Consider the following 25,329-nt stretch of genomic DNA (forward strand, 5'->3'; position numbering starts at 1 on the left):
TGCCTAAAAGTGCACGGTCCGCTCTGGTGTAACGGCAGCACCCCAGCCTTTGGAGCTGTGGAGTATAGGTTCGAATCCTATGGGCGGAACTCCGGCGCTCAGCGTCGGTAGGAGTGTGCGGGTGGGGATCGGTTGCTCTAGGTAAACTGATTACCATCGGTATTCGCCGTGCTACCAACGGCGGGTACCAGCGCAGGCTAGCCACCCAAGCGAACTACAGGAGCCAGGTTGAATTCCGTGCCGTCCGAAACCGCTGAGGGCGCTGAGCTCTCCGTTATTGTCCTCGCCGCCGGTGCCGGCACCCGAATGAAATCTCGTACCCCTAAGATCTTGCATGAGCTTGGTGGTCGCTCGATGATTGAACACGCCCTAGTTGCTGTGCGTTCACTCAAGCCACACCGCTTAGCCGCTGTGGTGCGTCATGAGCGGGATCTGGTGGCCGCGAAGATCAATCAACTGGACCCCGAAGCGCTGATCGTCGATCAAGACGAGGTGCCGGGAACTGGGCGAGCAGCGCAACTAGCACTGCAAGCGCTGGCCGAGCAGTCAGCCAGCCAGCTCGAAGGGACTGTGCTGGTCAGCTATGGTGATGTGCCGCTGCTCAGCTCCGAGCTACTGCAGCAGTTGGTGCGCGCACATCAGCAGCAGGGCAACGCGATTACGGTACTCACCGCCTTGGTGCAGGACCCCAGCGGCTACGGCCGGATCCTGCGATCCAGGGATGGCACAGTAACCGGCATTCGCGAGGATAAGGACGCCTCCGAAGCGGAACTGCTGATTACCGAAATCAACTCCGGAATCTGTGCTTTTGACGCCCAGGTGCTGGCCTCCGCATTGGCGCGAATCAGCACGGATAATGCGCAGGGCGAAATGTATCTCACCGATGTACTGGGTATCGTCGCCGCCGACGGTGGGCAGGTTGCCGCGGTTGTCACCGATGATCCTTGGCAAGTCGAGGGTGCTAATGACCGGGTTCAGCTGGCCGCCTTAGGGGCAGAGCTGAACCGTCGGGTGCTCGAGTATTGGATGCGAGCCGGTGTTACCGTGATCGATCCCGCCAGCACCTGGGTGGATGTCCAGGTCAAGCTGGCCGAGGACGTTACCTTGCTTCCCGGCAGCCAATTGCACGGTAACACCACGGTGGATCGTGACGCTGTGGTGGGCCCGGACTGTACCTTGCGGGATGTGCAGATCGGCGAGGGGGCGACAGTGACCCGCTGTCATGGTTCCGGGGCGATTATCTCGGCCGGTGCCTCGGTCGGCCCGTTCAGCTACTTGCGGCCTGGCACCGTACTCGGGGAGGAAGGCAAGATCGGAGCCTTCTACGAGACCAAGAATGTTCGGATTGGGGCGCGTTCCAAACTGTCCCACCTCGGCTATGCCGGTGATGCCGAAATCGGTGAAGACACCAATATCGGTTGCGGAAACATCACCGCTAACTACGACGGCGAAAAGAAGCACCGCACCGTGATTGGTTCGGGTGTCCGCACCGGTTCGAACACCGTGTTTGTCGCCCCGGTGGAGGTGGGCGACGGCGCCTACAGTGGCGCCGGTGCGGTGCTAAGGAAGTCGGTGCCACCCGGAGCCCTGGCGCTCAGTATTGCTGCGCAGCGAAATGCCGAGGAATGGGTGATAAACCACCGTCCGGGCTCGCGCTCCGCCGAGTTGGCGCAGTCAGCGCTGCAAGGCCTTGAGGCCTCATCCGCATTACCGATCGACGCTCCAGCAGGGGAAGGCAAGTAGCCATGAATGAAATTACCGCGCACGGCGAAAAGAAGTTGCTATTGGCCTCGGGTCGAGCGCACCCCGAACTGGCTCGACAGATCGCCGTTGAGCTGGAAACGGACCTGTTGCCCATCGATGCCTACGACTTCGCAAATGGCGAGATCTACGTACGAGCCGCACAGAGCGTGCGTGGTGCCGATGTCTTCGTGCTGCAGGCGCACCCCGCCCCGTTGAACAACTGGCTGATGGAGCAGCTCATTCTGATCGACTCCTTGAAGCGTGCCTCGGCCAAGCGGATCACCGTGGTTTCACCTTTTTACCCCTATGCACGACAGGATAAGAAGGGCCGCGGCCGGGAGCCGATTTCGGCTCGTCTGGTCGCTGATCTATACAAGACCGCAGGCGCCGACCGGCTGATGAGCGTTGACTTGCACACCGCGCAGATCCAAGGTTTCTTCGACGGCCCGGTGGATCATTTGATGGCTACCCCATTGCTCGCCGACTATCTGCGCACCAAGGTCAACGTGGAGGAAATCACTGTGGTCTCGCCGGACACCGGCCGAGTCCGGGTAGCCGAGCAGTGGGCCGATCGCTTGGGTGGCGCCCCCTTGGCTTTTGTGCATAAGAGCCGCGATCTGACCGTGCCGAACCAGGCCGTCTCTAAGCAGGTGGTTGGTCAGATCGAGGGCCGCACCTGTGTGCTGATCGACGACATGATTGATACCGGTGGCACCATTGCCGGCGCCGTGCAGGTGCTCAAGGACGCTGGCGCTCGGGATGTCATTATTGCCGCCACTCACGCGGTGTTCTCCGATCCTGCTGCGCAGCGGCTGGCGGATTGTGGCGCCAAGGAAGTTGTGGTGACCGATACGCTGCCGATTCCCGCCGAGAAGCGATTCGAATCGTTGACAGTGCTCTCGATCGCGCCGCTGATTGCCCGCGCTATCCGTGAAGTCTTCGAAGACGGCTCGGTGACCTCACTCTTCGACGGCCAAGCCTAAGCTCCCGTCCTGCGCGAGTTCGCGGTAAAGTCTCGGATTCGCTAGTAATTACTAGCGAATCCGAGACAAAACAACGAACTCACGGTGGGACCGTGGTGTTGGGGAAGGGCTACGGATGTGGGAGCACGACGTCGAAGCTGCTAAACTTTATGGGTACCTTGGCGAGGGAAAACTCGAGAATGAGTTTTCCGTGATCGACATTGGTTTGCACTCCTTCTCCAGGGGTCGGCCCCGTCGTCCTTGCTTTAATTATTTAGAAGGAGTTCCTCATGGCTGAAAATAAGCTTGCAGCACAGCTGCGCACCGAATTCGGCAAGGGCGCTGCCCGTCGGGCCCGTCGCGCTCACCAGATCCCCGCCGTTATTTACGGTCACGGTGCTGAGCCGCTGCACATCGCCCTGCCGGAGCGCGAGACCACCCGTGCTGCCCGTAACGCCAACGCCCTGCTCACCCTCGACATTCAGGGTGAAGAGCACCTCGCACTGGTCAAGGACATTCAGCGTGACCCGGTGCTGCAGATCATCGAGCACATCGACCTGCTGACCGTTCGTCGCGGCGAAAAGGTTACCGTTGACATTCCGGTCACCCTGACCGGTGAAGTTGCTCCGGGTGCCGTCGCCAACCAGGAGGCCACCTCGGTGAGCGTCGAGGCAGAAGCTACCCACCTGCCTTCCGCCCTCGAGGTGAGCATCGAAGGTCGTGGTCCGGGCGAGCACGTGCACGCTTCCGATCTGGTGCTGCCGAAGGGCGTAGCCCTGCTGACCGATGCTGAGACCCTGATCGTCAACGTCTCCGAGCCGGTGGCGCAGGATCTGGGCGAGGACGCTGAAGCTGAAGCCGAGGCTGGCAGCGAAGAGTCTGCTGAAGAAGCGCCCGCCGCTGAGTAATCTGCTGCGATGAGCAATACCTGGCTGGTAGTCGGGCTCGGGAATCCCGGGCCCGACTACAGTCGTACTCGGCACAATATCGGTTTCATGGTGGTCGAGGAACTCGCCGAGCGGCTGCACGCCAGTTTCCGAAGCCATAAGTCTCGCGCCCTGGTCGCCGAGGGGCGGCTCGGCATGGGCGGACCGAAAATAGTATTGGCGAAGCCGCAAACCTTTATGAACCTCAGCGGCGGACCGACCGCGGCACTGGCAAAATTCTTCGATCTCGGGCTGGAAAACCTAATCGTGGTACACGATGAAATAGACATTCCGTTTGATCAGATCAAGCTGAAAATTGGTGGTGGCGAAGGCGGCCACAATGGCCTGCGGGACATCAGCCGGACAATGACCAGTAAGAATTATCTCCGAGTGCGAGTCGGAGTGGGGCGACCGCCCGGCAGCCACGGAGATGCGGCTAGCCATGTACTCAAAGAGTTCTCGGCGGTGGAGAAAAAAGAACTCCCCTTTCTGATTCACGATGCCGCCGATGCAGTTGAGATGTTAATCACTTCAGATCTGCTGAGCGCGCAGCAACGGTTTCACGCACCTAAGTGATCTTTTTCTCAGAATTTCTACGCCTCGCTGGTTGGCGATAAGTTTACAAATTTAATGGCCTTTTTAAGCGTTCCCACATCTTTTCACTACTACTCGAGTAGATTTAATTCCCGCATCCTGATTAACTCGGGTACGAGAACTGAAATCGCTGAATCATAGATTCCTGCGGCATGGATCTGTCCCGCTGCGAATCTAAGGTCGCCGAGGTTTAGGTGGCAACAGCGAAACATTGCTGACATCTGGGGGCATGGTGGTGTTTTTTGCGGACGTAGGGCGGCGGCGAGCGGTGAGCTGGTTGGCGTGGCTGTTGCTAGGGTCAACGCTGGGCTTGCTTGGCTGGGCCCGGTGGCGGCGTCGGCAATCCGCTGCTCTGACAAAGCCGGGCCAGCAGACCGGTACCGTGCTGCTGCTGGGCGAGCCCGAGGAGATTAGGGCCGTGCTGCGCCAGGGCAGCAGTCGATCCTTCGCCAATCAGTACCTGGTTGCCGCGGTGATACCTGAACGGTATCTCACTGGCCGCCCGCAACGGCTCGGCCGCATTCCCGTGCTGGGAAGCTCCGAGAAAATTGTCGAAATAGCTCGGGCGACCGGCGCGGTGACATTGATTCTGGCCGGAGCGGAGGCCGCTCAACAGGCCGCTACGCTACGTAGCGCGCTGGCCGATAGTGATACCGAGCTCTTGGTGGCCTCAACCAAAGTGTCATTAACTGGACTATTGGGTCAGCGCATGCTGAGCTGCCAAACCTAGCGGGCTTGCTCTGCGCCGCCGACCTTGGCGGTACTGGTACCGACCTGCTAAGAAACCTCAGCTGGGGGAGCGAGCCGAAGCGTGGGACAATTGAGAAGTGACTCAGCCTGCTTTGACCGATATTGAAGTTCAACGGATTCGCAATGATTTCCCGATTCTGCATCAAGAAGTCAATGGACACCCCCTGGTCTATTTGGACTCTGGTGCAACCTCGCAAAACCCGCTGAGCGTGCTGGAAGCCGAGCAAGAATTTTATGAACAGCGTAATGCGGCGGTACACCGAGGTGCCCATTGGTTGGCCGTCGAAGCCACTGAGTCTTATGAAACCTCACGGGCGGTATTGGCTCAATTCATCGGGGCGCAGGAAAACGAGCTGGTCTGGACCTCTAACGCCACCGAGGCAATCAATCTGTTGGCCTACTCATTTTCGAACGCCAGCATCGGCCAGGTCTCAGCGGAAGCCCGGCGCTTTGCGCTGGCCCCCGGGGACGAAATTCTGGTCACCGAGATGGAACACCACGCGAATCTGATTCCTTGGCAGGAATTGGCGCGACGCACCGGTGCTGAGCTGAAGTTCGTGCCGATCACCGATCAGGGCGAGCTCGAGCTAACCGATCTGCCCGCCCTGTTGACCGAACGCACCAAAGTGTTCGCTTTTAGCCATGCTTCTAATGTGCTGGGCACTATTAACCCGGTGCGCTCGCTCACCGAAATGGCGCATAGCGTCGGCGCCTTGGTGGTTCTTGATGCCTGCCAGTCAGTACCGCACCTACCCGTCGATGTTGTCAGTCTCGGCATTGACTTCGCGGTGTTCTCCGGCCATAAGATGCTGGCGCCAACCGGTGTCGGCGCACTCTATGGCAAAGCAGAGTTGCTCGATGCGATGCCGCCATTCCTGACCGGCGGTTCGATGATCACTTCGGTGACCATGCAGAGCGCTGGCTACCTACCGGCTCCGCAGCGCTTTGAGGCGGGCACTCAGCGGATTTCACAGGCAATTGCCTGGGCTGCTGCGGCCAATTACCTCAGTGAAACCGGGATGCACAGAATCGCTGCTTGGGAGGCTGAACTCGGGCAGTTATTGGTCACCGGACTGTCAGAGATACCGGGGGTTCGAGTGCTCGGTCCCGGCGTTGGCACCGAGCGGCTCGGCTTGGCGGCTTTCGATGTGGCTGGCGTGCATGCTCATGACGTCGGCCAGTTCCTCGATGATCGTGGCATTGCGGTCCGGGTCGGACACCATTGCGCGCAGCCGCTACACCGCAGACTCGGTCTGACCGCGAGTACCAGGGCGAGTAGTTATTTATACACCAGCCTTGCCGATGTGGAAGCCTTTCTGGCTGCTGTCGCTGAGGTACGCGGCTACTTTGGGGCGGCTCAATGAGCGGGTTGGATTCGCTTTATCAGAGCATCATCCTGGAGCATTCCAAGGCTCGGCACGGTTCGCCGTTGGAAGGGCACCCGGCAGCCCCGGGGCTGCCCACTGCCTCCTCGCATCAACTCAATCCGGTCTGCGGGGATGAAATAACCCTGCGGATTGAAGTGGACGGTGAAAAGATCAAAAGTGTGCGCTGGGACGGTGCTGGTTGCGCCATCTCAATGGCTTCGGCTTCGGTGCTCAGCGATCTGTTCGATGGCCTCGACCGCTCCGAAGCAATGGAGCTGATTGAGGAGTTTCGCGCCGTGATGCGTTCGCGTGGACAACTCGTGCCGGATGAGGAAGTGCTCGGTGAGGCGGCAGCTTTTGGCGGCGTAGCGCGTTACGCGGCAAGAGTGAAATGCGCCATGTTGTCCTGGGTGGCTGCCGAGGACGCACTGCGACAGCTCTAGCGGAGCGCGTCGTAGGCGAGCACTGCGGAGTAAAGCGTGGAGATCACCTCTCCTGAACTCAGATCCACGGCGAGGATTTCTTCTATTAGGGCCAGCCGCTGATAGAACACCGAACGCGACAGATGGCTGCCAGCGGCGGCTTCGGTGCGGTTGGCGGGGTGCCTCAGATAAGCGCGTAACACTTCTAGGAGATCGCCTGAGTGCTGGGCGTCCCAGCTCAGTATTTTGCCGAGCGTCAGCTCGACAAAAGCCTGCAGACTGTGTTGATGGCGCAGTCCGCCGATCAACAGCCTGAGCTGGTGTGTCTCGGCATAGCGGATCGGTGCTGGTGCTTGGCTGTTCGATTCCATTACCGGCAAGTTGAGCAAGCTGATCGCCTCGCGGACCGATCCACTGAGCTGGTCGGCGTCGTTGGCTGACCGTCCGACCGCGATTTTTGCCTTTGGCCAATGCGCATGGATTGAGGAGATCAGAGTGTCAAGCTGATTGCTGTCTTGCAGGATCAGAATCAACCGAGTCAGTTTGAGGTTTCCGGAATCGACGGCTACCAGCGCCTTCAGCCCGTTCGCTTCGACGGCCTCGGCTAGTGTGTCGGCGGTTGGAATTACTCCGGTGGTGGCGGGTTGTAGAGGTATTTCCGCGACGATCCCAACGCAGTTCTGGTTGCGGATTGGGAAGCCGAGCGTTTCGGCAAGCTGGTTGAACTCGTCCGCGGAGGCAAAGTCATGGTTGTTGAGCGCGCCAATGAGCTGGGCGTCGCGGGCGGTTCGCCAGGGGTTGGTGCTGCCAGCCGCTAGCCGATCAACGGCCAGGGTGAGGGCTGCTTGGCTGAGGATGTATTCAACTCCAGCGCTGCTGGGATTGAGCGGCTGGCTAGAATTCAATGACGGCGAGGAGGCCTGCGGAGACGATAATCGAGACCTCAGGCTGCCCCAGTGCTGACCGTGCGCGGTAATCGCCGAATTAGCCCACAGCGCTGAATTGCTCAATAGTTCGCGCACTACTGACTCCGTCTCACCGTCTGCGCATTGCACGCCAGTCACCCGTTCCGCGATATCTACTAAGACCACGGGCGAACCCAGGAGCTGATAGCACTGCTGCAAGATCGCGGTGCTGGAAACGCCGCGGGAGATCATCTCGGCAAAGCGTTGGTTGACTGCCTCCCGAGCCTGTAAGACCGCCATCTGCTGAGCGGTGATCATGCTGTGCACGTGCTCAGTGACGACAACGAATTGAATCTGCCGATGCAACACCACAAGCGGTATTTTGAATTGATGGCAGGCTTCCACTAGCACCCGCGGCGCGTGCGGCAGCCGTTCGCTGAGTTCTAGCACCAAACCTGAGACCTTGGCTTCGGCCAGGGCGGCGGCCAGCGAGCGCAAGGCGTCCGGCCGGGTCGGCCAAGCTGCACCGGTGCTGAGCACCAGTTCTTGGCCACGCAAGAGCGAGTGTATTTCGGAGGTTTCAAGAATATGCACCCAGCGCACCGGATTGTCGAGTGTCTGGCGGGCGGCAAGTACCTCGGGCTCACCACGCTGAAATTCGCTGAAAGCCAGTACCTCGCGCACAGTTGGTAGCGCCGGGCTTTGCGCCAGAGATTCTGGTGTAGCCGCTGAAGCCGCTGAAAGCTCTGAGAATGCAGTCATACAATCTGTTCTGTTTTGGGGGAAGTTCTAACAACTTGCCTGAGTGGCCAGTACTTTTACCTTGCCATAATTGAAATCGAGTGAATCATACAAAACGTACTGGTTCAAGCAATTTCCCTGGCGGTAGGCAAAATTTCAACGAAGGCGGCGAGATGGCAAAAATTGGGCACTATATCGATGGATCGCTGGTAGCAGCGGACACCGAATCGACTCAACGGTTCGGTGCGGTTTATAACCCGGCCACCGGTGAACAGCAGCACGAACTAGCCTTCGCCTCCTCGGCTCAGGTGAGTCTGGCCATTGAGGCGGCTGCTCGAGCATTTCCCGGCTGGCGTGCCACCTCCTTGACCAAGCGCGCTGATGTCTTCTTCAAACTGCGGCACCTGGTCGCCCAGCATCAGCAAGAACTGGCCGCGCTGGTCACCTCCGAACATGGCAAGGTGCTCTCCGACGCTGGTGGTGAGATTTCGCGTGGTTTGGAGAACATTGAGTTCGCTGCTGGGCTGATCCAGCACCTCAAGGGTGACTACAGCGAACAGGTAGCAACCGGCGTCGACGTGCACTCGGTGAAGCAACCGGTCGGCGTGGTCGGCTGCATCACTCCCTTCAACTTCCCGGTGATGGTGCCGTTGTGGATGGTCTGCAATGCGATTGCCTGCGGCAATACGGTGGTGCTTAAACCGAGTGAAAAGGACCCCTCGGCAGCGTTGCTGATTGCCGAACTCTTCAGCCAGGCGGGGCTGCCGGCTGGGGTGCTCAATGTGGTGAACGGTGATAAGGAAGCAGTTGATACGATCCTGGAGAGTCCGACCGTCCGAGCGGTGAGCTTCGTTGGATCCACGCCCATCGCCAGGTCCATTTATCAACGCGCCAGTGCGGCAGGAAAGCGAGTGCAGGCGCTAGGCGGCGCGAAGAACCATATGGTGGTGCTGCCTGACGCCGATCTGGATGCCGCCGCCGACGCCGCGGTCTCGGCTGCTTACGGCTCAGCGGGGGAACGTTGTATGGCGGTTAGCGTGCTGGTGGCCGTTGGCGGCGTGGCGGATGCGCTGAGCGAGGCCATTCAGTCGCGGATCGCCAAGCTCAGCATTGGCGATGGCACCGATGCTAGCTCCGAGATGGGCCCGCTAATCACCGCTGAACACCGAGACAAGGTGGCAAGTTATGTCCATAACGCCCCCGCGGAGGGCGCCACCGTGGTGGTGGATGGCAGCCAGGATGCGGTTGCCGCGCAGCCAGGTTTCTTCCTCGGCGTCAGCTTGCTGGATCATGTCAACACCGAAATGAAGGCCTATCAGGACGAAATCTTCGGTCCGGTGCTCTCGATTGTGCGGGTTGATAGCTTTGAAGAAGCGGTTGCCCTGGTCAATCGCAATCAATACGGTAACGGGGTAGCTATTTTCACCCGGGATGGCGGCGCCGCCCGGCAGTTCGAGTTTGAGATCGAAGCCGGCATGGTAGGCGTGAACGTGCCAATCCCGGTGCCGATCGGTAGTTTCTCCTTCGGTGGCTGGAAAGATTCGCTTTTCGGCGATTCACATATTTATGGCCCGGAGAGCATTCACTTCTACACTCGAAGCAAGGTGGTGACCACCCGCTGGCCAGACCCGGCCTCGTCCAGCGTGGACCTGGGATTTCCCAGCAATCATTGAGAGGATCGCAGCATGAGCATTGAAACCACATCCCAGCAGGCGGTGCAGAGCGCGGAGGCGCAAGTTCGTTCCGACGACCGGAATCATGTCTTCCATTCCTGGTCGGCGCAAGCGCTCATTGATCCGTTGCCGGTAGCCGGTGGTGCCGGTTCGACCTTCTGGGATTATTCGGGCAAGAAGTACCTTGATTTCTCCTCTCAGCTGGTCAACCTGAACCTCGGACACCAGCACCCGCGGCTGGTTGAGGCAATTAAGCGGCAGGCAGACCGGCTGGCAACTATTCAACCCGCCTTCGCTAACGACGTGCGCGGTGAATTGGCCCGTTTGCTCGCCGAGCGAGCACCGGGGAGCCTGAACAAGGTCTTCTTCACCAATGGTGGTGCCGATGCTAATGAACACGCGGTGCGAATGGCCCGCCACCACACCGGTCGGCGGAAAATTCTGGCCGCCTATCGCAGCTACCACGGTGGTACCACCACAGCGATGAGCCTGACCGGTGAGCCGCGTCGTTGGGCGAATGACCCGGGCGACGCTTCGGTGGTGCATTTCTTCGGCCCTTACCCGTACCGCTCAGCCTTTCACGCCAGCTCCGCAGCAGAAGAGACGCAGCGCGCCCTGGAACACCTTGAATCGGTGATCCAGTTGGAAGGCCCGGGAACCATCGCCGGCGTTATTTTGGAGACCGTGGTGGGGACCAATGGGGTGCTGATTCCGCCGCCTGGCTACCTCAAAGGTGTACGCGAAATCTGCGACCGCTACAACTTGGTCTACATTGCCGACGAAGTGATGGTCGGTTTTGGCCGGATCGGCGAGTGGTTCGCGGTCGACGCTTTCGACGTCGTGCCCGACCTGCTCACCTTCGCCAAGGGCGTGAACTCAGGTTATGTGCCGCTCGGTGGGGTGTTGATCTCCGATGCAATAGCTGAGACTTTCGCCAACCGGGCCTATCCGGGTGGCCTGACCTATTCGGGGCACCCGCTAGCTTGCGCGGTCGGGGTGGAGACTATGCACGTTTTTGAGGATGAGCAGATTGTGCAGCGGGTGCGTGACCTTGGTGAGCGAGTGGTGCGCCCGGAGCTGGAACGCTGGCAGCGGGAGCACCCCAGCGTTGGTGAGATCCGTGGCCGGGGTTTGTTTTGGGCGGTCGAATTGGTCAAAGATCAGAGCAGCCGGGAACCACTGGTGCCGTTCAACGCTTCGGGTGAGGCAGCTGCGCCCATGAATGCGGTGGCTGCCGCCTGCAAGGCGGAAGGGCTCTGGCCGTTCACGCACTTCAACCGAGTCCATGTCGCGCCGCCGCTGGTGATCTCCGAAGAAGAATTGCGCCGCGGCCTGGACATTATTGACCGTGCCTTAGTTCAGGCCGATGCCCTGGTCACCGGCTAGTCGTACTGTTCAGATAGCTGGGTGAGCTGCCGGCTCGCTCACCCAGCTAGGCATCGGGTAACTGGCTGACTGAAGGCTTTATGTAGCCTTGTATAGAGCTGTGAAATTCGACCTTAAAATTGAGTTTTCCTGATTTTGGACCGGACGTTTCAGTCACGAATTTCATTTCTGAAACAAAGTTGCCCAAACCCATAGTTTCTTTTCCAGCGTGGAGGTATCTTCAAAGAGATGCTTCGTTGAGCAGAACACGGTGAGGACAGGAAAATGAATAAAGTAGCAAAAGCCGGTATTTCTGCCGGCATCGCCGGGCTGTTATTGCTCGGCGGCGCAGGAACCTATGCACTATGGCAGGACAGCAAGACAGTCAATGCGGGCACTGTGCAGACCGGTCAGCTTAAGCTGACTCTGGGTGCGGCTGGCACCTGGAAGGACATTTCCTCGGACGTCAGCGGTGCGCCGACCATCGACCCGGCGGTCTTTAAAATCGTCCCCGGTGACACCATTCAGTTCACCCAAGGGGTCACAATTCTGGCTGATGGGCAGAACCTCAAAGGTCAGCTGACCATTGATCAATCAACTGTTACCGCGGCTATCCCGGCTGCCTGGCAACCCTATGTGACGGTCACCGTGGCACCCTCCGGGCTGCCCGCCGGGATCACAAATAATGCTGGCGTGCTGTCCTTCACCGCACCTGGTAGCTACAGCTTCAACGTCGGTATCACCGTCGCCTTTGCTAAGGGAACCAATGCTTCGGGCACCGATGATGAAACCATCGAGAATCAAACGGCTAATCTGAACGGTCTGGCGCTCAAGCTGGAGCAGATCCGTCCATAGGCGGGTGCCTAGTTCATGCGCCGGAGGTTCATTTTCGCGTCCTTAGCGGTCGTGCTGGCCTTCATCCTCTTGGGTGGGGCCGGTACGGCCGCGTTGTGGCGCTCGAATGCGACCATCAATGCCGGCACGGTGGGCACCGGTACATTAATAATTCTCAATGGTGATGCCAGTACCCAGGTCAAAAACACGGTGCTCAGCTCATTGACCGCCAGCGCCTTGGTGCCGGGTGGTTCCGCGCAGGCCCCGCTGACCGTTCGGAATGCTGGCACAGCGAAGTTCGCCTATGGTCTGGCCGGTATTACCGGTAATGCCGTCGGCACGGCTTCAGTAGCGCTGCAGAGTGCACTGCAAATCAGCATTATCGCGGTGGCAAACACCGCAGCTTGCCCGGTCAATGGGGCAGCGGCCTCGGGCACTCAGCTTTACAACGGCGCGGTTTCCTCGAGTGCCACGTTCTCCGCGGTTCAGAACTTACTGCCCAGCACCAGCATGGTGCTCTGTTTGCGGATTACTTTGCCTAGCAGCGCCACGGTGACGGTTGCGGCCGGACAGCTGGCGCTCACCTTCAACTGGCGAGCGGATCAAATCCGATGAGCGTCGTGCAGCAGAGCCAGCCGACCGCCCGCCGAGTGCGGAGGCAGAAAAGCCAGTGGCATTGGGCCGGACAGATCCTGTCCTGGTTGCTCTTATTATTGGTACTAGCTGCCGTGCTTGCCACTATTGTGGTCCCTCGAATCGGTGGCGCCCAGAGTTATACGGTGCTGACCGGATCAATGGAACCGGGCTTGCCGCCGGGCACCTTGGCGGTGGTGAAACCGATCGACCCGGCTGAGCTGGCCATAGGCGACATTGTCACTTATCAGATCAAATCCGGCGAACCGGCTGTGGTGACGCACCGAGTGATTGCAGTGACCGCGAGCACCGATGGGCAGCTCCGCTTCATCACTCAGGGCGACGCCAATAACGCCCCCGATGAGCAAAGCGTTCGACCAGTGCAGATTCGAGGCAAGCTTTGGTACTCGCTGCCGCTGGTCGGTTATCTCAATACCGCGATTAGCGGTGAGGCACATATTTGGCTGCTCTGGATAGCGGTCGCGGGTTTGCTTGGTTATGCCGCGTTTATGCTGGTCAGCGCTTATTTGGAGAGGCGGCGAGGGGTGCGAAAATGACAACATTTTTCACTGCAATGCGCCGCCGCTTCTCGCTCGCGCTCGTGATGGTAGCCGTTCTAACGCTGGGGTTCGCCAACACGGCGCAGGCCGCTGGCGAACTTGAGTTGAGCAAGGACGGCAATCGCTGGGCACAGTCAATTGCCGCGCCACTTTTCGATCCGCAACAAAAGTTGGTGCCTGGAGGCTCACTGAAAACTGAGTTCTGGGCACGGAATTCAGGCCCTTCAGCTGCCCAGCTTTCAGTGAAGCTCGGCTCGACAACCTTGGGCGAGCTGTTTCAGCGCGATTTACTCAGCCTGAGCGTCAGCGCGAGCAACGGCACCGTTTGGACGGCCAGCCGAACCGCTTCGAACTCGGCCAATTTATTAGCCGATCTGCCGGTGAGCGGTACCCAGAAACTGACCCTCACGATCAGCTTGGCTGTTGCTGCGGCGAATGACACCGAACTGCGTTCGGTTCCGGTTGATCTGCAATTAATTCTCGCCGGTACAGCTGGGGACAACCACCCGGTGCCGCCGCAGAAACCTGAGCTACCTAACACCGGGATAGTCATGTTGCCGCTGCTGCTAGCTTTCGCTTGCTTCGTCGGCGGTTGGTTTGCGGTGCTGGCCACCCGGCGGCGTCGAGATCGGGCAGCGATGATCCCGGGGGAACTGCAATGACCATGTTCAAAGGGCGCTCGCGGTGGTTCAAGATACGGCTGATCCTCTGCTTGGGCACCGTGCTGGGGCTAGGGGCGGTCGGTACGCTCGCCGCCTGGCAAGACTCAGCGACGGCTACCTCCGGTACGCTGACCGCCGGTACTTTCGATCTGACCTTACGACAGGCCAGCTCGGGGGCGGATGGTGCTGTTGGAATTGGAGTTAATTTCGCGTTCAGCGACTTTACCGGCACCGGAATGGTGCCCAATGGAACCGCGATAGCAAAGGCTCTTACTCCTAAGAACAGCGGCAATACGGCGTTTGGTTACCAGATTGCGGTGAGCGGTTCGGGAACCCTGGCGACTGCAGCTACCGGTCTGAATATCGCGATTTACGCCACCTCGAGCTGTAGTGCCGCCCTACAGGGCACCGCTGGTTCACTGTATTCCGGCAAGGTCGGCGGCACAGCCACCGCCTCGCGTACGCTAAATGCTGCTGCCACTGATCCACTCTGCGTCTTAGCCTGGCTCGACGCCTCGACAGCGAATGCGCTGCAAGGCCAAAATGGCACCGTGACGCTCTCCTTTACCGCGACGCAGGTGCCATGATGACCCAGAAACCAGCAGCGAAGAATTGGCAGCACTGGCTCCGCGAAATAGGTCTCACTCTGGGCGCCCTGGTCGGCTTGGTCTGTGTGCTGGCCGCCATTGGTGCGGTCTTCTTTGGTCTGTCACCGGTTATTTTCCGTTCCGGTTCAATGGCTCCGGCAATTGATACTGGAGCTCTGGCGATAGCCCAAAATGTTCCGGTGCATGAGGTGCACAGCGGGGACGTGGTGAGCGTGCAGAACTCGGACGGGGAGCGGGTTACCCACCGGGTTGTCGCGGTGCAATCACTGAACCCCAACGAGGCGATGCTCACCCTCAAGGGCGACGCTAATCCGCAGCCCGATTTGCAGAGCTATCAGGTCAGCAAAGTGGACAGGGTGTTGTTCTCGGTCCCCGGTATTGGCTACTTGGTGGCTTGGCTGCAGAGCCCATGGGTGATCTTCTTGGGCGGTCTCCTAGTGGGCGTGCTGCTCACCCTGGCTTTCCGCCCGACTCGGCGGAAAGCGGCTGAGGAGCCGGTTGAGCCAACGACTCTGATCGAGCCCTCGGATAGTCCACCGGGCAGCGAAGCCGATGAAAGTGCCGACAAACCAGCCGGGCAACGGCTCGGTCGGGCGCTGTCTTTACTAGTGGCTGGTGCCTTACTGGCCACCGGCTTAGCCGCCGGGGGAGTCAGGGACACCATGGCGAGCTTCCAGGACACCGCCGCTGCGGCCTCGGGCACCTTCAGCTCCGCCACCCTGCCACAACCGACGCCCAACCCGCCTAATTGCGCGGCGAGCGGGATACCCTCTACCGCGCAGGTCAGCTGGAACGCCGCCACCTTACCCAGCGGTGCCCAGTTTAGGCTCCGCTACAGCGGGCTAATCAATGGCACCGTGCTACTGGGTAGCGCGACCAGTTACACCTTCCAAGGATCATTGCTCGGTGGCTTAGGCCTGGGCAGTGGCCGACTCAATGTGGACGTTGACACCATTATTTCGGGTACAAACTGGGTCAGCCCGGTGGCCAGCAGAACGATTGGCTACAGCATCACCGTGGTGATCGCATCCTTTACTTGTTGATACCTGCTGATACCTGTTAGTCCTTGTTGGCGAACACATCGGGCACGCCATCACCGTCATCGTCTCGGGCCTCAAGCTCAGCGATTCGACGGTACTGCCTGTTTCGGATTCTGAGCACCACGGTGGCGATCAGCGCAGCGATCAGTGAGGCGCTCAAAATCGCGATCTTGGCATGATCGTTGTGAGCTGATTCGACGCCGAAGGCGAGTTCGCTGATCAGCAGCGACACAGTGAAACCGATGCCCGCCAAAATTGCCAGCCCAAGCACATCAATCCACGATAGTCCTTCGTCAAGGCTTGCCCGAGTAGTTTTGGTGACAATAAAGGTGGCGGCGAAAATGCCTATCATCTTGCCGAGTACTAGGCCGAGTACGATGCCGATAGTCACCGAGTCGCCCAGCGCGGAACTCAGACCGGACCAGCCCCCAATGGCAACTCCGGCCGAGAAGAAAGCAAAAATTGGCACCGCGACGCCGGTGGAGAGCGGGCGGAAGCGATGTTCAAAATGCTCCGCTAGGCCGGGACCGTTATCCGGATTACGATCCCGGCGCAGCACCGGAACCGCGAAAGCGAGCAGCACACCGGCCACCGTGGCATGCACACCCGAGGCGTGGATCAAGACCCAGGTGATAATGGCCAGCGGCAGCAGTAAATACCAGCTGCGCACCCGCTTTTGCACCAACCAGGTGAACAAGCCCAGTGGAATCAGAGCCAGCGCCAGATACTGGGGTTCTAAGCCGTGTGGGTAAAAAATCGCAATGATCGCAATAGCGATCAGGTCATCGACCACCGCCAGGGTCAGCAGAAAGGTACGTAGCGCGGACGGTAAATGACTTCCAATCACTGCCAGTACAGCCAGCGCGAAGGCGATGTCTGTGGCGGTGGGGATCGCCCAGCCATGCAGCACTTCTGGTCCAGCCGTGAGGTTGACCAAGGTATAGATGATGGCTGGCACCGCTACGCCGCCAATTGCCGCCGCGATCGGCACGATAGCGCGGTCAAAGCGGCGCAGATCCCCGGCGACGAACTCGCGCTTGAGTTCCAGCCCGGCAACGAAGAAGAAGATCGCTAGCAAGCCATCGGCAGCCCAGGAGCCCAAGCTCAGTTTGAGGCCCAGGAAGTCAACGCCGATTGACGTTTCACGGAGCGAGAAGTAGCTTGCCGAACCGGCCGAGTTCGCCCAGATCAGTGCGACCACAGTAGCCGCCAAGAGCAGCGCGCCACCCACCGTTTCTTTGCGCAAAATAGCGCTAATGCGCAGATATTCGGGGTGGCTGGTGCGGCGCAGGATGCGCTGTACGGGGCGAGTAATGATCATGCTGGTCCTGACTGGAATCTGGGTTGCTAAAACAACGCCGACCAGACTTCCCGGCACACCACTTACCACTTTACTTTCTATTTTACCCGCCGGCAGCGGTTGTTTCCTAGCCGCCGATCAGCGAGCGCACCCCAATCACCGCGGTGGCGAGCCCGAGAATCATCGAAATACTCACCAACATGAAGTGCACCATCAGGAAGCGAGTGTACTTACCGGATTCGTCTTTGGCTCGCGGATCCTTGAGCACCCTACGCAGAAATGGTGGCCAGACTAGCAGCGACCAGACGCCAGCAATAATCAGGACCCAGCTCAATAGCGGTGGCAGGCTCATGCTGATTCGAGTACTTTGCGGGCTTCGCTGACCTGAAGATTCAGCGCCTTGCCGAGGGCTGGTTCGGCTGCCTGGACGATCTTATTGCCGAACAGCGGGATGCTCGAGGTGACCGATCCTTCCAGGTCGATCCGGGTACTTTCACCCTCGGCCACAATGCGTTGTACAGCCTTGGCTTCCACCGGGGCGCCAGAGATCTTCGCGCTGATCTGCACTTCCCGAGAACCGTCGGCGGCCGGTGCTGACCAATGTTCTTGCTGCTGCAAATTCAACTGGGCGCCCACGAACTTGCGGGCCAGATCAGGCAGCCGATCGGTCGGCATCGAACGGACCGCCACCGTGCTGAAAGCTCCTGAGGTATCTCCGGTCACCGTGTAGGACTCCAGCGTGCCGCCGGCTGCCTCACTTACCTGACGAACGAAGTCTTCGCTGCTGAATAGTTCAACAATGCGTTCGACCGATGCGGGCAGGGACGCGGACGTGGACAAAGCCATAGTGCTCCTTCAAGGGGATCTTTTCTCCCCACCATTCTACGTTCTCCAGAGCAACACCTCCCGATGAGTGTCGAGTTCTGGGGCTTAAACCCGTGTTTTAGACCCCATAACTCGACACTCGACACGGCGGAGGGGCGAGGAGGAGGAATGTGAACCAGTGCGAAGGAACGGCTGCGGCTGGGAGAGTGTCGGTGCGGGTTGATAAGATCTAAGTACCCCCGGGATTCTTAGGAATTTCGGGTTTTTGTGCTGTCGTTTTTGCACTGTTTGGCTGCACTGATTGTTTGTTCTATTGCACTGTTTCGATCACGCCCGCCGGTTCTGCTGGCTGGTCGCGATTCCTTGTTCGTCGTCGCTCTGTTTGAGGTGTTTTGATGGGTCTGAATGGTTTGCGCGCGTCACTGCGTGATGATTCGAGCGTTACCCGGGTGCGTCAACAAGCTGAGCAGCCGCATGCCCAGCGCAGCGAAGATCTACAAATTGGTGCCCCGAATGGCTTGCGTGCGCCACTGCTAGCCGAGATTGCCGAGGGCATGGCAACCGCGGTAGCACCGACCGACCGCTCCAGCGTGGTGCTGGCGATTACCGCTACTTCCAGAGAGAGCGAAGACCTGACCGAAGCGCTCCGCGCCTACTTGCCTGCCGACTCGGTGATTGACTTCCCGAGCTGGGAGACCTTGCCGCACGAGCGCCTTTCGCCGCGTTCGGACACTGTGGGTCGCCGTCTTGCGGTGTTGCGCAGGCTCAAACACGGTGCCGCCGGGCAGGGCGAATTGCGCGTCGTGGTCGCGCCGATCCGGGCCGTAGTGCAGCCCATTGTCGCCGGACTGGGCGATCTAGAACCAGTGGAACTCACTGTGGGACAGCTGATCGCTTTTGACGAGGTAGTTCAGCGGTTGGCGGCTGCCGCCTACGCACGGGTCGATATGGTCACCCATCGTGGTGAATTCGCAGTTCGCGGCGGCATCATCGACGTTTTCCCGGCCACTGAGAGCCACCCAATCCGGGTCGAGTTCTTCGGCGACGAGGTCGATTCAATGCGTTGGTTCGCGGTCGCCGATCAGCGCTCGCTGACTTCACTGAGTGGCACCATTACCCATCCGGAGCGGCTTTATGCGCCGCCTTGCCGGGAACTGCTGATCACTCCTGAGGTGCAATCCAGGGCAGCGAAGCTCAAAGATCAGTTCCCCGCCGCGGCTTCTATGCTGGAGAAAATCGCCGGGGGCATCGCGGTGGAAGGGATGGAATCTCTCACGCCAATCTTGGTCGATGCCATGGTGCCGGTGGTCTCCGAGCTGCCGCCGGGGTCGATTGCCGTGGTGCTCGAACCGGAGCGGGTGCGCGGCCGGGCCCACGACTTGGAGGCCACCAATGAGGAGTTCCTGGAAGCTGCTTGGTCTTCGGCCTCCGAAGGCGGTGCCGCCCCGCTGGATGTCGGTGCACTGAATCAGCAGCTTTCTAGTGCAAGTTTTGCTTCGCTGGCCGAAACCCGCACCGCGGCTCTGCGATCTGGACTGAGCTGGTGGTCAGTCTCAGCGCTAGGCACCGACCAGGAGTTGAACCCTGAGCTGGACGTGCTCAGCATTCCCGCGCGGGAACCCCGCGGCTATCAAGGCAATGTGGCCGAGATGCTCGAATTCATCGGCTCCAGGGTTCGCGATCAATGGCGCGTGGTGGTGGCCACCGACGGTCCCGGTCCGGCGCAGCGCCTCGCCGAACTATTCCACGACGCCGATATTCCGGCGAGCCGGGTGGAAACCCTGGATGCCGCGCCCGAGCCGGGCATTATCGAGGTGACCACCGCCGCCGTCGGGCATGGTTTCGTGTTTGACGAACTCAAACTGGGTCTGCTCACCGAAGCTGATCTATTGGGCCGTTCCTCGGCTTCCGGCACGAAAGACATGCGGAAAATGCCGTCCAAGCGACGCAATGCTGTCGATCCACTTCAGCTGCGGGCTGGCGACTACGTGGTGCACGAACAACACGGTATCGGCCGTTTTGTTGAACTGATCCAGCGCCGGGTAGCGGGTACCGATGGGAACCGCGAGTACCTGGTACTGGAATACGCACCGGCGAAGCGTGGCGCGCCCGGTGACAAGCTTTTCGTGCCGACCGACCAGTTGGATCAGATCACCGCTTACGTCGGCGGTGACACCCCGGCGCTGAGCAAAATGGGTGGCTCGGACTGGGCCTCGACGAAGAACAAGGCACGCCGGGCGGTCAAGGAGATTGCCGGTGAGTTGATCAGGCTGTACTCCGCTCGGATGGCCTCTAAGGGGCACGCCTTCGCCCCGGATACACCCTGGCAGCGGGAGCTTGAGGAAGCCTTCCCTTACATTGAAACGCCGGATCAGCTGACCACCATCAATGAGGTCAAAGCCGATATGGAACGGGAGATCCCGATGGATCGGCTGGTTTCCGGCGACGTCGGCTACGGCAAGACAGAAATCGCGGTCCGGGCCGCGTTCAAAGCCATCCAGGACGGCAAGCAGGTCGCCGTGCTGGTGCCGACCACCCTGCTCGCACAGCAGCACTACGAAACCTTTTCGGAACGGTTCTCCGGCTTCCCAGTGCGGGTCAAACCGCTTTCCCGCTTCCAAACTGGCAAGGAGGCGAAAGAGACCGCAGAAGGGGTGGCTAATGGCTCGGTAGACCTGGTGATCGGCACCCACCGGCTGCTCTCCAAAGATTTCCATTTCAAGGATCTGGGCTTGGTGATTGTCGATGAGGAACAGCGCTTTGGTGTGGAGCACAAGGAACAGCTCAAGAAGATGCGCACCAATGTCGATGTGCTGGCGATGAGTGCGACGCCGATCCCGCGGACCTTGGAAATGTCGTTGACCGGTATCCGCGAGACCTCCACGCTGGCCACCCCACCGGAGGAACGGCACCCGGTGCTCACCTACGTCGGGCCGTACACCGATAAGCAAACGTCGGCGGCGATCAGGCGCGAGCTGATGCGCGAAGGTCAGGTCTTCTTTGTGCATAACCGGGTGTCCTCGATTGAGCGAATTGCTGCGCACGTGCAGCAACTGGTGCCGGAAGCGCGGATCGCGGTGGCACATGGTCAGATGAGCGAATCTCGACTTGAACAGATCATTGTGGACTTCTGGGAGAAGCGTTTCGACGTCTTAGTCTGCACCACCATTATTGAGACCGGCTTGGACATTTCCAATGCAAATACGCTGATTGTGGACGGCGCGGATAAGTACGGCCTCTCTCAACTGCATCAGCTTCGTGGCCGGGTGGGACGTGGCCGGGAACGCGCCTACGCCTACTTCCTCTACCCGGCGGAAAAGCCGCTTGGCGAGGTGGCCTTGGAACGACTCAAGGCGGTGGCGGCGCATAATGAACTCGGTGCTGGTATGCAGCTAGCTCTGAAAGATCTGGAAATCCGCGGTGCGGGCAATCTGCTCGGCGGCGAGCAGTCCGGCCACATCGCCGGGGTCGGCTTCGACTTGTATATTCGGCTGGTCGGCGAGGCAGTAGCTAACTTCCGAGGTGAGTCCGAAGACAAGGCAGCGGAGATGAAAATCGAGCTGCCGGTCAATGCACATCTGCCGCACGACTATGTGCCGGGGGATCGACTCAGGTTGGAGGCTTACCGAAAGCTCGCCTCCGCGCAGAATTCAGAAGCAATTGACGAGGTGCTCGAAGAGCTCGTTGACCGCTATGGTGAGCCGCCGCTCGCGGTGAACAACCTGGTCGCGGTGGCCCGCTTCCGGGTCGCTGCTCGGGAGCTGGGCCTGAGCGATGTGGCGGTGCAGGGTAACTTCGTGAAGTTCACACCGGCGGATCTACCGGAGTCCAAGGCGATGCGGCTCAAGCGGCTTTACCCCGGTTCGCTGGTGAAACCTGCGCTCTCGCAAATCCTCATTCCCAAACCCAAGACGGCGCGGATCGGTGGTCGTGATCTGGTGGATGGTGAGATTCTCGGCTGGGCCGAGCAGGTACTGACAGCGATCTTTAGCGACGGACCCGAGGCCTGAATCGGACCAACTATTCCTACGGCGTATAACCCCGCACGGTACCGTCCGGGGAGGCATGTTTAACGATCAGTGAGCAGTCCTTATCTCCGAGCCCTTCGTTGATGAGCTCATCGAGCTGTGCGCTGACCAGCTCGGCGGCTGGAAGCTTGACGCCGGTGCTGAGGCCCGCTTGCAAGGCAAGACCGACGTCTTTGCGGGCCAGGTCGACCCGGAAGGTGGCGTCGAAATTATTATTGGCCGCTGCGGTCGGTACGACGCCTGGAGCCGGATACCAGGTCTGCTGCGCCCAGGAGCGTGCCGAGGAAACCGAAGCGATCTCCCAGAACACCTGCGGATCCAGACCGAGGTGCTCAGCCAGCTGGGAACCTTCGGAGGCAGCCATCAAGTCAATGAAGAGCATCATATTATTGCAAATTTTCGCCGCAATACCGGCGGTAGCCGCACCGGCCACAATCGTCTTGCCGGACATCGGCGCCACATAGTCGCGCACGCGCTCGGTGTCCTCGGGCTCTCCGCCCAGCATAAAAGCAAGGGTGCCCGCGGCGGCTCCGCTGATTCCGCCGGAAACCGGTGAATCCACGAAGTGGAAGCCGAGGTCAGTCGAACGTTGATGGCAGAATTGCGAGGTCTCAATATCCACCGTTGAGCTGTCGGCAAGCAGGCTGCTCTGTGCGGCATTGGCCCAGATCCCGTCCGGGCCGTCAAAAACACTTCTGACATGTTCGCCCTTGGGCAGCATGGTAAAAATCACCTCGGCCCCGGCCACCGCCTCCGCGATGCTGTCGACGATCTGCACACCGCTTGCAGCCGCTGCCGCACTGGCTTCCGGATTCAGGTCGAAGCCGCGCACCTGATGACCTGCTTTGGCCAGATTTGCGGTCATCGGCCCGCCCATATTTCCTAAGCCGATCCAGCCGTAGTTCGTCATTAGAAGCCTCCTCGATGTGGTGTAAACCACTCTAGGGACGGTGTAGCTGGTAATCAACGCACGCAATTGCGGCATTATTGCAAGCGATTTGTGCATTAATGCACAATGATCGGATGAGAGAATTCGTGGATTCACACCGCCACCTGGAAGCACTAATGACCTTCCTGGCGGTTGCCCGGCTCGGTCGCTATAACGCTGCCGGAGAAGCACTCGGAGTCAATCACTCAACGGTGTCCCGTCGGATTAGAGCCCTGGAGAAGGCAATGGGCGGCCGGGTGCTGAGCCGGACGCCGGCGGGTTGGGAAGTCACCTCCCTAGGGCGTCAAGCCATGCAGGCGGCTGAACAAGTGGAGGGCGCGCTCGCTTCGCTGGAACGAAACAGCAATGGGGTGGAGATGAAGGGTGTGGTCAGGGTCGCGGCACCGGATGCCTTCTCCACCGAGTTTGCCGCTCCGGCGCTAAGCCTGCTGCAAGCCGAACATCCGGGGCTGAGCGTTGAGCTGATCAGTGCAACCCAAAGGGTTCGACAAAACCGTTCAGGAGTTGACCTTGAGGTAGTGGTGGGGAAACCCTCGGTGCACAAGGCGACCGCCTTGCATCTGATGGACTATGCGCTCGGTCTCTACGCCACGGCCGAATATTTGGACCGCTACGGCGAGCCAAAGAGTATTGCCGAATTGGCCGATCACCGGATTAACTTCTATATTGAATCCGCACTGCAGATCGACGATCTTGATCGGGCGACCGAGGAACTGCCTCAATGCCGGCGCGGCATCGACTCAACCAGCGTGTTCGCGCATGTCGCCGCTACCGAGGCGGGGGCCGGCATCGGCCTGTTGCCGACCTTCTTGGCCGAGCAGCGCAGCGGGCTTCTCAGGCTACTGGCCGAGGACTACTGCCACCCGCTCTCGTACTGGGTGGTAATCCGCCAGGAGGCGATGCGCAGCCCCGTAGTGGCGGCCGCGCTACGCACCCTGCAGTCCCTCGCTTAGCGCTAGGCGGTTCCGCGCAGGCGTTGCCGGTCTGCCTCGTCCAAAGCGTGCAGTGAACTGCCCTTGGTCTCCCGCAGGAAATAGACCGCGATGAGCGTAATCACCGCGGCGATTGCCATATAAATCGAGATCGGCACCCAGTTGCCGTAAATGCTCAGCAGCCAGGTGGCGATCACCGGGGCCAGTGAGCCAGCCACAATCGAAGTCACCTGATAGCCCAGCGAGACACCCGAATAGCGCATCCTGGTCGGGAACATTTCCGCCATAATCGCCGGTTGGCCGGCATACATCAGCGCATGCACCATCAGTCCTAGGCAAACGGTCAGCAGGATAATCCAGTCGTTCTTGGTATTGAACAGAGGGAAGCAGATGAACCCCCAGACAATCATCAGCCCGGCACCTAGCGCGTAGAGCGGACGCCGACCAATCCGGTCGGTGAAGCGACCCACGATCGGCACCACGATGAAGTGGAGTACGTGTGCCCCGAGCAGCAGGATAAGAATCGTCGAGGTGACCATCTTGAGCTGCGAACTCAGGTAGGTGATCGAGAAGGTGACCACCATGTAGTAGAGGATATTCTCACCAACCCGTAGCCCCATCGCGGTGAATACGCCGCGTGGGTAGAGCCGGAAAACCTGGAAGACGCCGTAGCCGGCCTTCTGGTTCTGTTCGAGTTCTTTGCGGGCTTCCTGGAAGATCGGTGCATCGGTGATCCGGGAGCGGATGTAATAACCCACCGCCACGATCACTACCGAAAGCCAGAAACCAATCCGCCAGCCCCAGGAGAGGAATGCTTCTTGACTGAGCGTGCCGGAGAGGATGAGCAGCACCAAGGTAGCCAGAATGTTCCCCATCGGAACTGCGGCTTGTGGCCAACTGGCCCAGAAACCGCGCTGCTTATCGGGGGAATGCTCGGCAACCAGTAGCACCGCGCCACCCCATTCACCGCCCACGGCGAAGCCCTGGAAGAAGCGCAATACCACTAGCAGGATGGGGGCTAGGTAGCCCACCTGCCCGAAGGTGGGTAGGCAACCCATCAGAAAGGTGGTGACGCCGACCAGAATAATGGCGAATTGCAGCAGCTTCTTCCGGCCATACTTATCACCAAAGTGACCAAAAACGACGCCGCCAATTGGCCGGGCAACGAAACCAACGGCATAGGTCAGGAAGGCTTTGATAATGCCATCCAGGACATTGCCGGTATCGGGGAAGAAGATTTTACTGAAAACCAGGGTGGCAGCCGTGGCGTAGAGGAAAAATTCGTACCATTCGACCACGGTGCCGGCCATTGATGCCAGCACCACTCGCTTGAGGCCACTTGGCTGAGTTATTGCGGTATTACCCTCCGGTGCGAGCTGATTGCTGTTCGCCACTGACTACCTCCTCGTAGTGTCAGGAGGCCGCCCCAACGCAGCACCCTGTCAACTGTGATCTAGAACACTTTTCTAGTTTAGGAGTATTCAGTTTCGTTCCGCGCACAACAAGCGAG

23 protein-coding genes and 1 tRNA gene are annotated in these 25,329 nt (G+C 59.7%); 18 read left to right on the forward strand and 6 right to left on the reverse strand.

Features of this window, described 5'->3' with window-relative positions:
• Positions 1-17: 17 nt before the first annotated feature.
• From UM93_RS00690 to sufU, 8 genes are all read left to right on the forward strand, one after another.
• Positions 18-89: transfer RNA gene (locus UM93_RS00690), tRNA-Gln, on the forward strand.
• A 148-nt stretch (positions 90-237) separates the two neighbouring features.
• Positions 238-1,743 (forward strand): bifunctional UDP-N-acetylglucosamine diphosphorylase/glucosamine-1-phosphate N-acetyltransferase GlmU, encoded by a 1,506-nt coding sequence (gene glmU / locus UM93_RS00695; RefSeq protein ID WP_045076646.1) that lies wholly within the window; start codon positions 238-240, stop codon positions 1,741-1,743.
• Between the two features lie 2 nt (positions 1,744-1,745).
• Positions 1,746-2,726: a ribose-phosphate diphosphokinase gene (locus tag UM93_RS00700; RefSeq protein WP_045073055.1), complete on the forward strand. Its 981-nt coding sequence runs from the start codon at positions 1,746-1,748 to the stop codon at positions 2,724-2,726.
• Positions 2,727-2,995: 269 nt separating this feature from the next.
• Positions 2,996-3,613, forward strand: coding sequence for a 50S ribosomal protein L25/general stress protein Ctc (locus UM93_RS00705; RefSeq protein ID WP_045073057.1), 618 nt, complete (start codon positions 2,996-2,998; stop codon positions 3,611-3,613).
• A gap of 9 nt (positions 3,614-3,622) precedes the next feature.
• Positions 3,623-4,207 (forward strand): aminoacyl-tRNA hydrolase, encoded by a 585-nt coding sequence (gene pth / locus UM93_RS00710; protein ID WP_045073059.1) that lies wholly within the window; start codon positions 3,623-3,625, stop codon positions 4,205-4,207.
• A gap of 247 nt (positions 4,208-4,454) precedes the next feature.
• Positions 4,455-4,955 (forward strand): hypothetical protein, encoded by a 501-nt coding sequence (locus tag UM93_RS00715; protein ID WP_045073061.1) that lies wholly within the window; start codon positions 4,455-4,457, stop codon positions 4,953-4,955.
• Positions 4,956-5,052: 97 nt separating this feature from the next.
• Complete coding sequence (locus UM93_RS00720) at positions 5,053-6,339, forward strand: SufS family cysteine desulfurase (RefSeq protein WP_045073062.1); 1,287 nt, start codon at positions 5,053-5,055, stop codon at positions 6,337-6,339.
• A complete protein-coding gene (gene sufU, locus UM93_RS00725; RefSeq protein ID WP_045073063.1) occupies positions 6,336-6,785 on the forward strand; it encodes a Fe-S cluster assembly sulfur transfer protein SufU in 450 nt (149 codons plus the stop codon). Before UM93_RS00720 ends, sufU begins: the two co-directional genes overlap by 4 nt.
• Here sufU and UM93_RS00730 read toward each other — a convergent pair.
• Complete coding sequence (locus UM93_RS00730; RefSeq protein WP_045073065.1) at positions 6,782-8,431, reverse strand: PucR family transcriptional regulator; 1,650 nt, start codon at positions 8,429-8,431, stop codon at positions 6,782-6,784. The two genes, sufU and UM93_RS00730, sit on opposite strands and share 4 nt — an antisense overlap.
• Positions 8,432-8,583: 152 nt before the next feature.
• Between UM93_RS00730 and UM93_RS00735 the strand changes: the two genes are divergently transcribed.
• From UM93_RS00735 to UM93_RS16945, 8 genes are all read left to right on the forward strand, one after another.
• Complete coding sequence (locus UM93_RS00735) at positions 8,584-10,083, forward strand: CoA-acylating methylmalonate-semialdehyde dehydrogenase (RefSeq protein ID WP_045076647.1); 1,500 nt, start codon at positions 8,584-8,586, stop codon at positions 10,081-10,083.
• A gap of 12 nt (positions 10,084-10,095) precedes the next feature.
• The gene (locus UM93_RS00740; protein ID WP_045073067.1) at positions 10,096-11,469 is read left to right on the forward strand and encodes an aspartate aminotransferase family protein; all 1,374 of its coding nucleotides are present in this window, start codon (positions 10,096-10,098) and stop codon (positions 11,467-11,469) included.
• A gap of 264 nt (positions 11,470-11,733) precedes the next feature.
• Positions 11,734-12,303 (forward strand): alternate-type signal peptide domain-containing protein, encoded by a 570-nt coding sequence (locus UM93_RS16940; RefSeq protein ID WP_052663466.1) that lies wholly within the window; start codon positions 11,734-11,736, stop codon positions 12,301-12,303.
• A gap of 15 nt (positions 12,304-12,318) precedes the next feature.
• Positions 12,319-12,897, forward strand: a complete 579-nt coding sequence (locus tag UM93_RS00750; protein ID WP_045073068.1) for a hypothetical protein — start codon at positions 12,319-12,321, stop codon at positions 12,895-12,897.
• Positions 12,894-13,472, forward strand: coding sequence for a signal peptidase I (locus tag UM93_RS00755; RefSeq protein ID WP_082056951.1), 579 nt, complete (start codon positions 12,894-12,896; stop codon positions 13,470-13,472). Before UM93_RS00750 ends, UM93_RS00755 begins: the two co-directional genes overlap by 4 nt.
• Positions 13,469-14,137 carry an LPXTG cell wall anchor domain-containing protein gene (locus UM93_RS00760; protein ID WP_045073069.1) on the forward strand — a complete coding sequence of 223 codons (669 nt, stop codon included), beginning with the start codon at positions 13,469-13,471 and terminating at the stop codon, positions 14,135-14,137. The genes UM93_RS00755 and UM93_RS00760 overlap by 4 nt, the downstream gene beginning before the upstream one ends.
• Positions 14,134-14,724, forward strand: coding sequence for a SipW-dependent-type signal peptide-containing protein (locus UM93_RS00765; RefSeq protein ID WP_157874062.1), 591 nt, complete (start codon positions 14,134-14,136; stop codon positions 14,722-14,724). Before UM93_RS00760 ends, UM93_RS00765 begins: the two co-directional genes overlap by 4 nt.
• A complete protein-coding gene (locus UM93_RS16945; RefSeq protein ID WP_082056952.1) occupies positions 14,721-15,788 on the forward strand; it encodes a signal peptidase I in 1,068 nt (355 codons plus the stop codon). Before UM93_RS00765 ends, UM93_RS16945 begins: the two co-directional genes overlap by 4 nt.
• Before the next feature lie 16 nt (positions 15,789-15,804).
• On the opposite strand, the gene nhaA is transcribed toward UM93_RS16945, so the two are convergent.
• The 3 genes from nhaA to UM93_RS00785 all read right to left on the reverse strand — a co-directional run bounded on the left by nhaA (position 15,805) and on the right by UM93_RS00785 (position 17,931).
• Complete coding sequence (nhaA, locus tag UM93_RS00775) at positions 15,805-17,106, reverse strand: Na+/H+ antiporter NhaA (RefSeq protein ID WP_045076652.1); 1,302 nt, start codon at positions 17,104-17,106, stop codon at positions 15,805-15,807.
• 106 nt (positions 17,107-17,212) lie between these two features.
• Positions 17,213-17,437, reverse strand: coding sequence for an SCO4848 family membrane protein (locus tag UM93_RS00780; protein ID WP_045073071.1), 225 nt, complete (start codon positions 17,435-17,437; stop codon positions 17,213-17,215).
• The gene (locus UM93_RS00785) at positions 17,434-17,931 is read right to left on the reverse strand and encodes a DUF2505 domain-containing protein (protein ID WP_045073074.1); all 498 of its coding nucleotides are present in this window, start codon (positions 17,929-17,931) and stop codon (positions 17,434-17,436) included. The genes UM93_RS00780 and UM93_RS00785 overlap by 4 nt, the downstream gene beginning before the upstream one ends.
• Before the next feature lie 374 nt (positions 17,932-18,305).
• Here UM93_RS00785 and mfd point away from each other — a divergent pair, with 374 nt between their 5' ends.
• Positions 18,306-21,920 (forward strand): transcription-repair coupling factor, encoded by a 3,615-nt coding sequence (mfd, locus tag UM93_RS00790; protein ID WP_045073075.1) that lies wholly within the window; start codon positions 18,306-18,308, stop codon positions 21,918-21,920.
• 16 nt (positions 21,921-21,936) lie between these two features.
• On the opposite strand, the gene mmsB is transcribed toward mfd, so the two are convergent.
• Complete coding sequence (gene mmsB / locus UM93_RS00795; RefSeq protein WP_045073076.1) at positions 21,937-22,848, reverse strand: 3-hydroxyisobutyrate dehydrogenase; 912 nt, start codon at positions 22,846-22,848, stop codon at positions 21,937-21,939.
• 113 nt (positions 22,849-22,961) lie between these two features.
• On the opposite strand from mmsB, the gene UM93_RS00800 reads away from it, so the two are divergent.
• Positions 22,962-23,840 carry a LysR family transcriptional regulator gene (locus UM93_RS00800; RefSeq protein WP_234399347.1) on the forward strand — a complete coding sequence of 293 codons (879 nt, stop codon included), beginning with the start codon at positions 22,962-22,964 and terminating at the stop codon, positions 23,838-23,840.
• A 2-nt stretch (positions 23,841-23,842) separates the two neighbouring features.
• On the opposite strand, the gene UM93_RS00805 is transcribed toward UM93_RS00800, so the two are convergent.
• Entirely contained in the window at positions 23,843-25,213 is a 1,371-nt protein-coding gene (locus tag UM93_RS00805; protein WP_324606740.1) for an MFS transporter, read from the reverse strand.
• Positions 25,214-25,329 lie beyond the last annotated feature (116 nt).

The organism is Psychromicrobium lacuslunae (assembly GCF_000950575.1).
GTDB classification, from domain to species: domain Bacteria; phylum Actinomycetota; class Actinomycetes; order Actinomycetales; family Micrococcaceae; genus Renibacterium; species Renibacterium lacuslunae.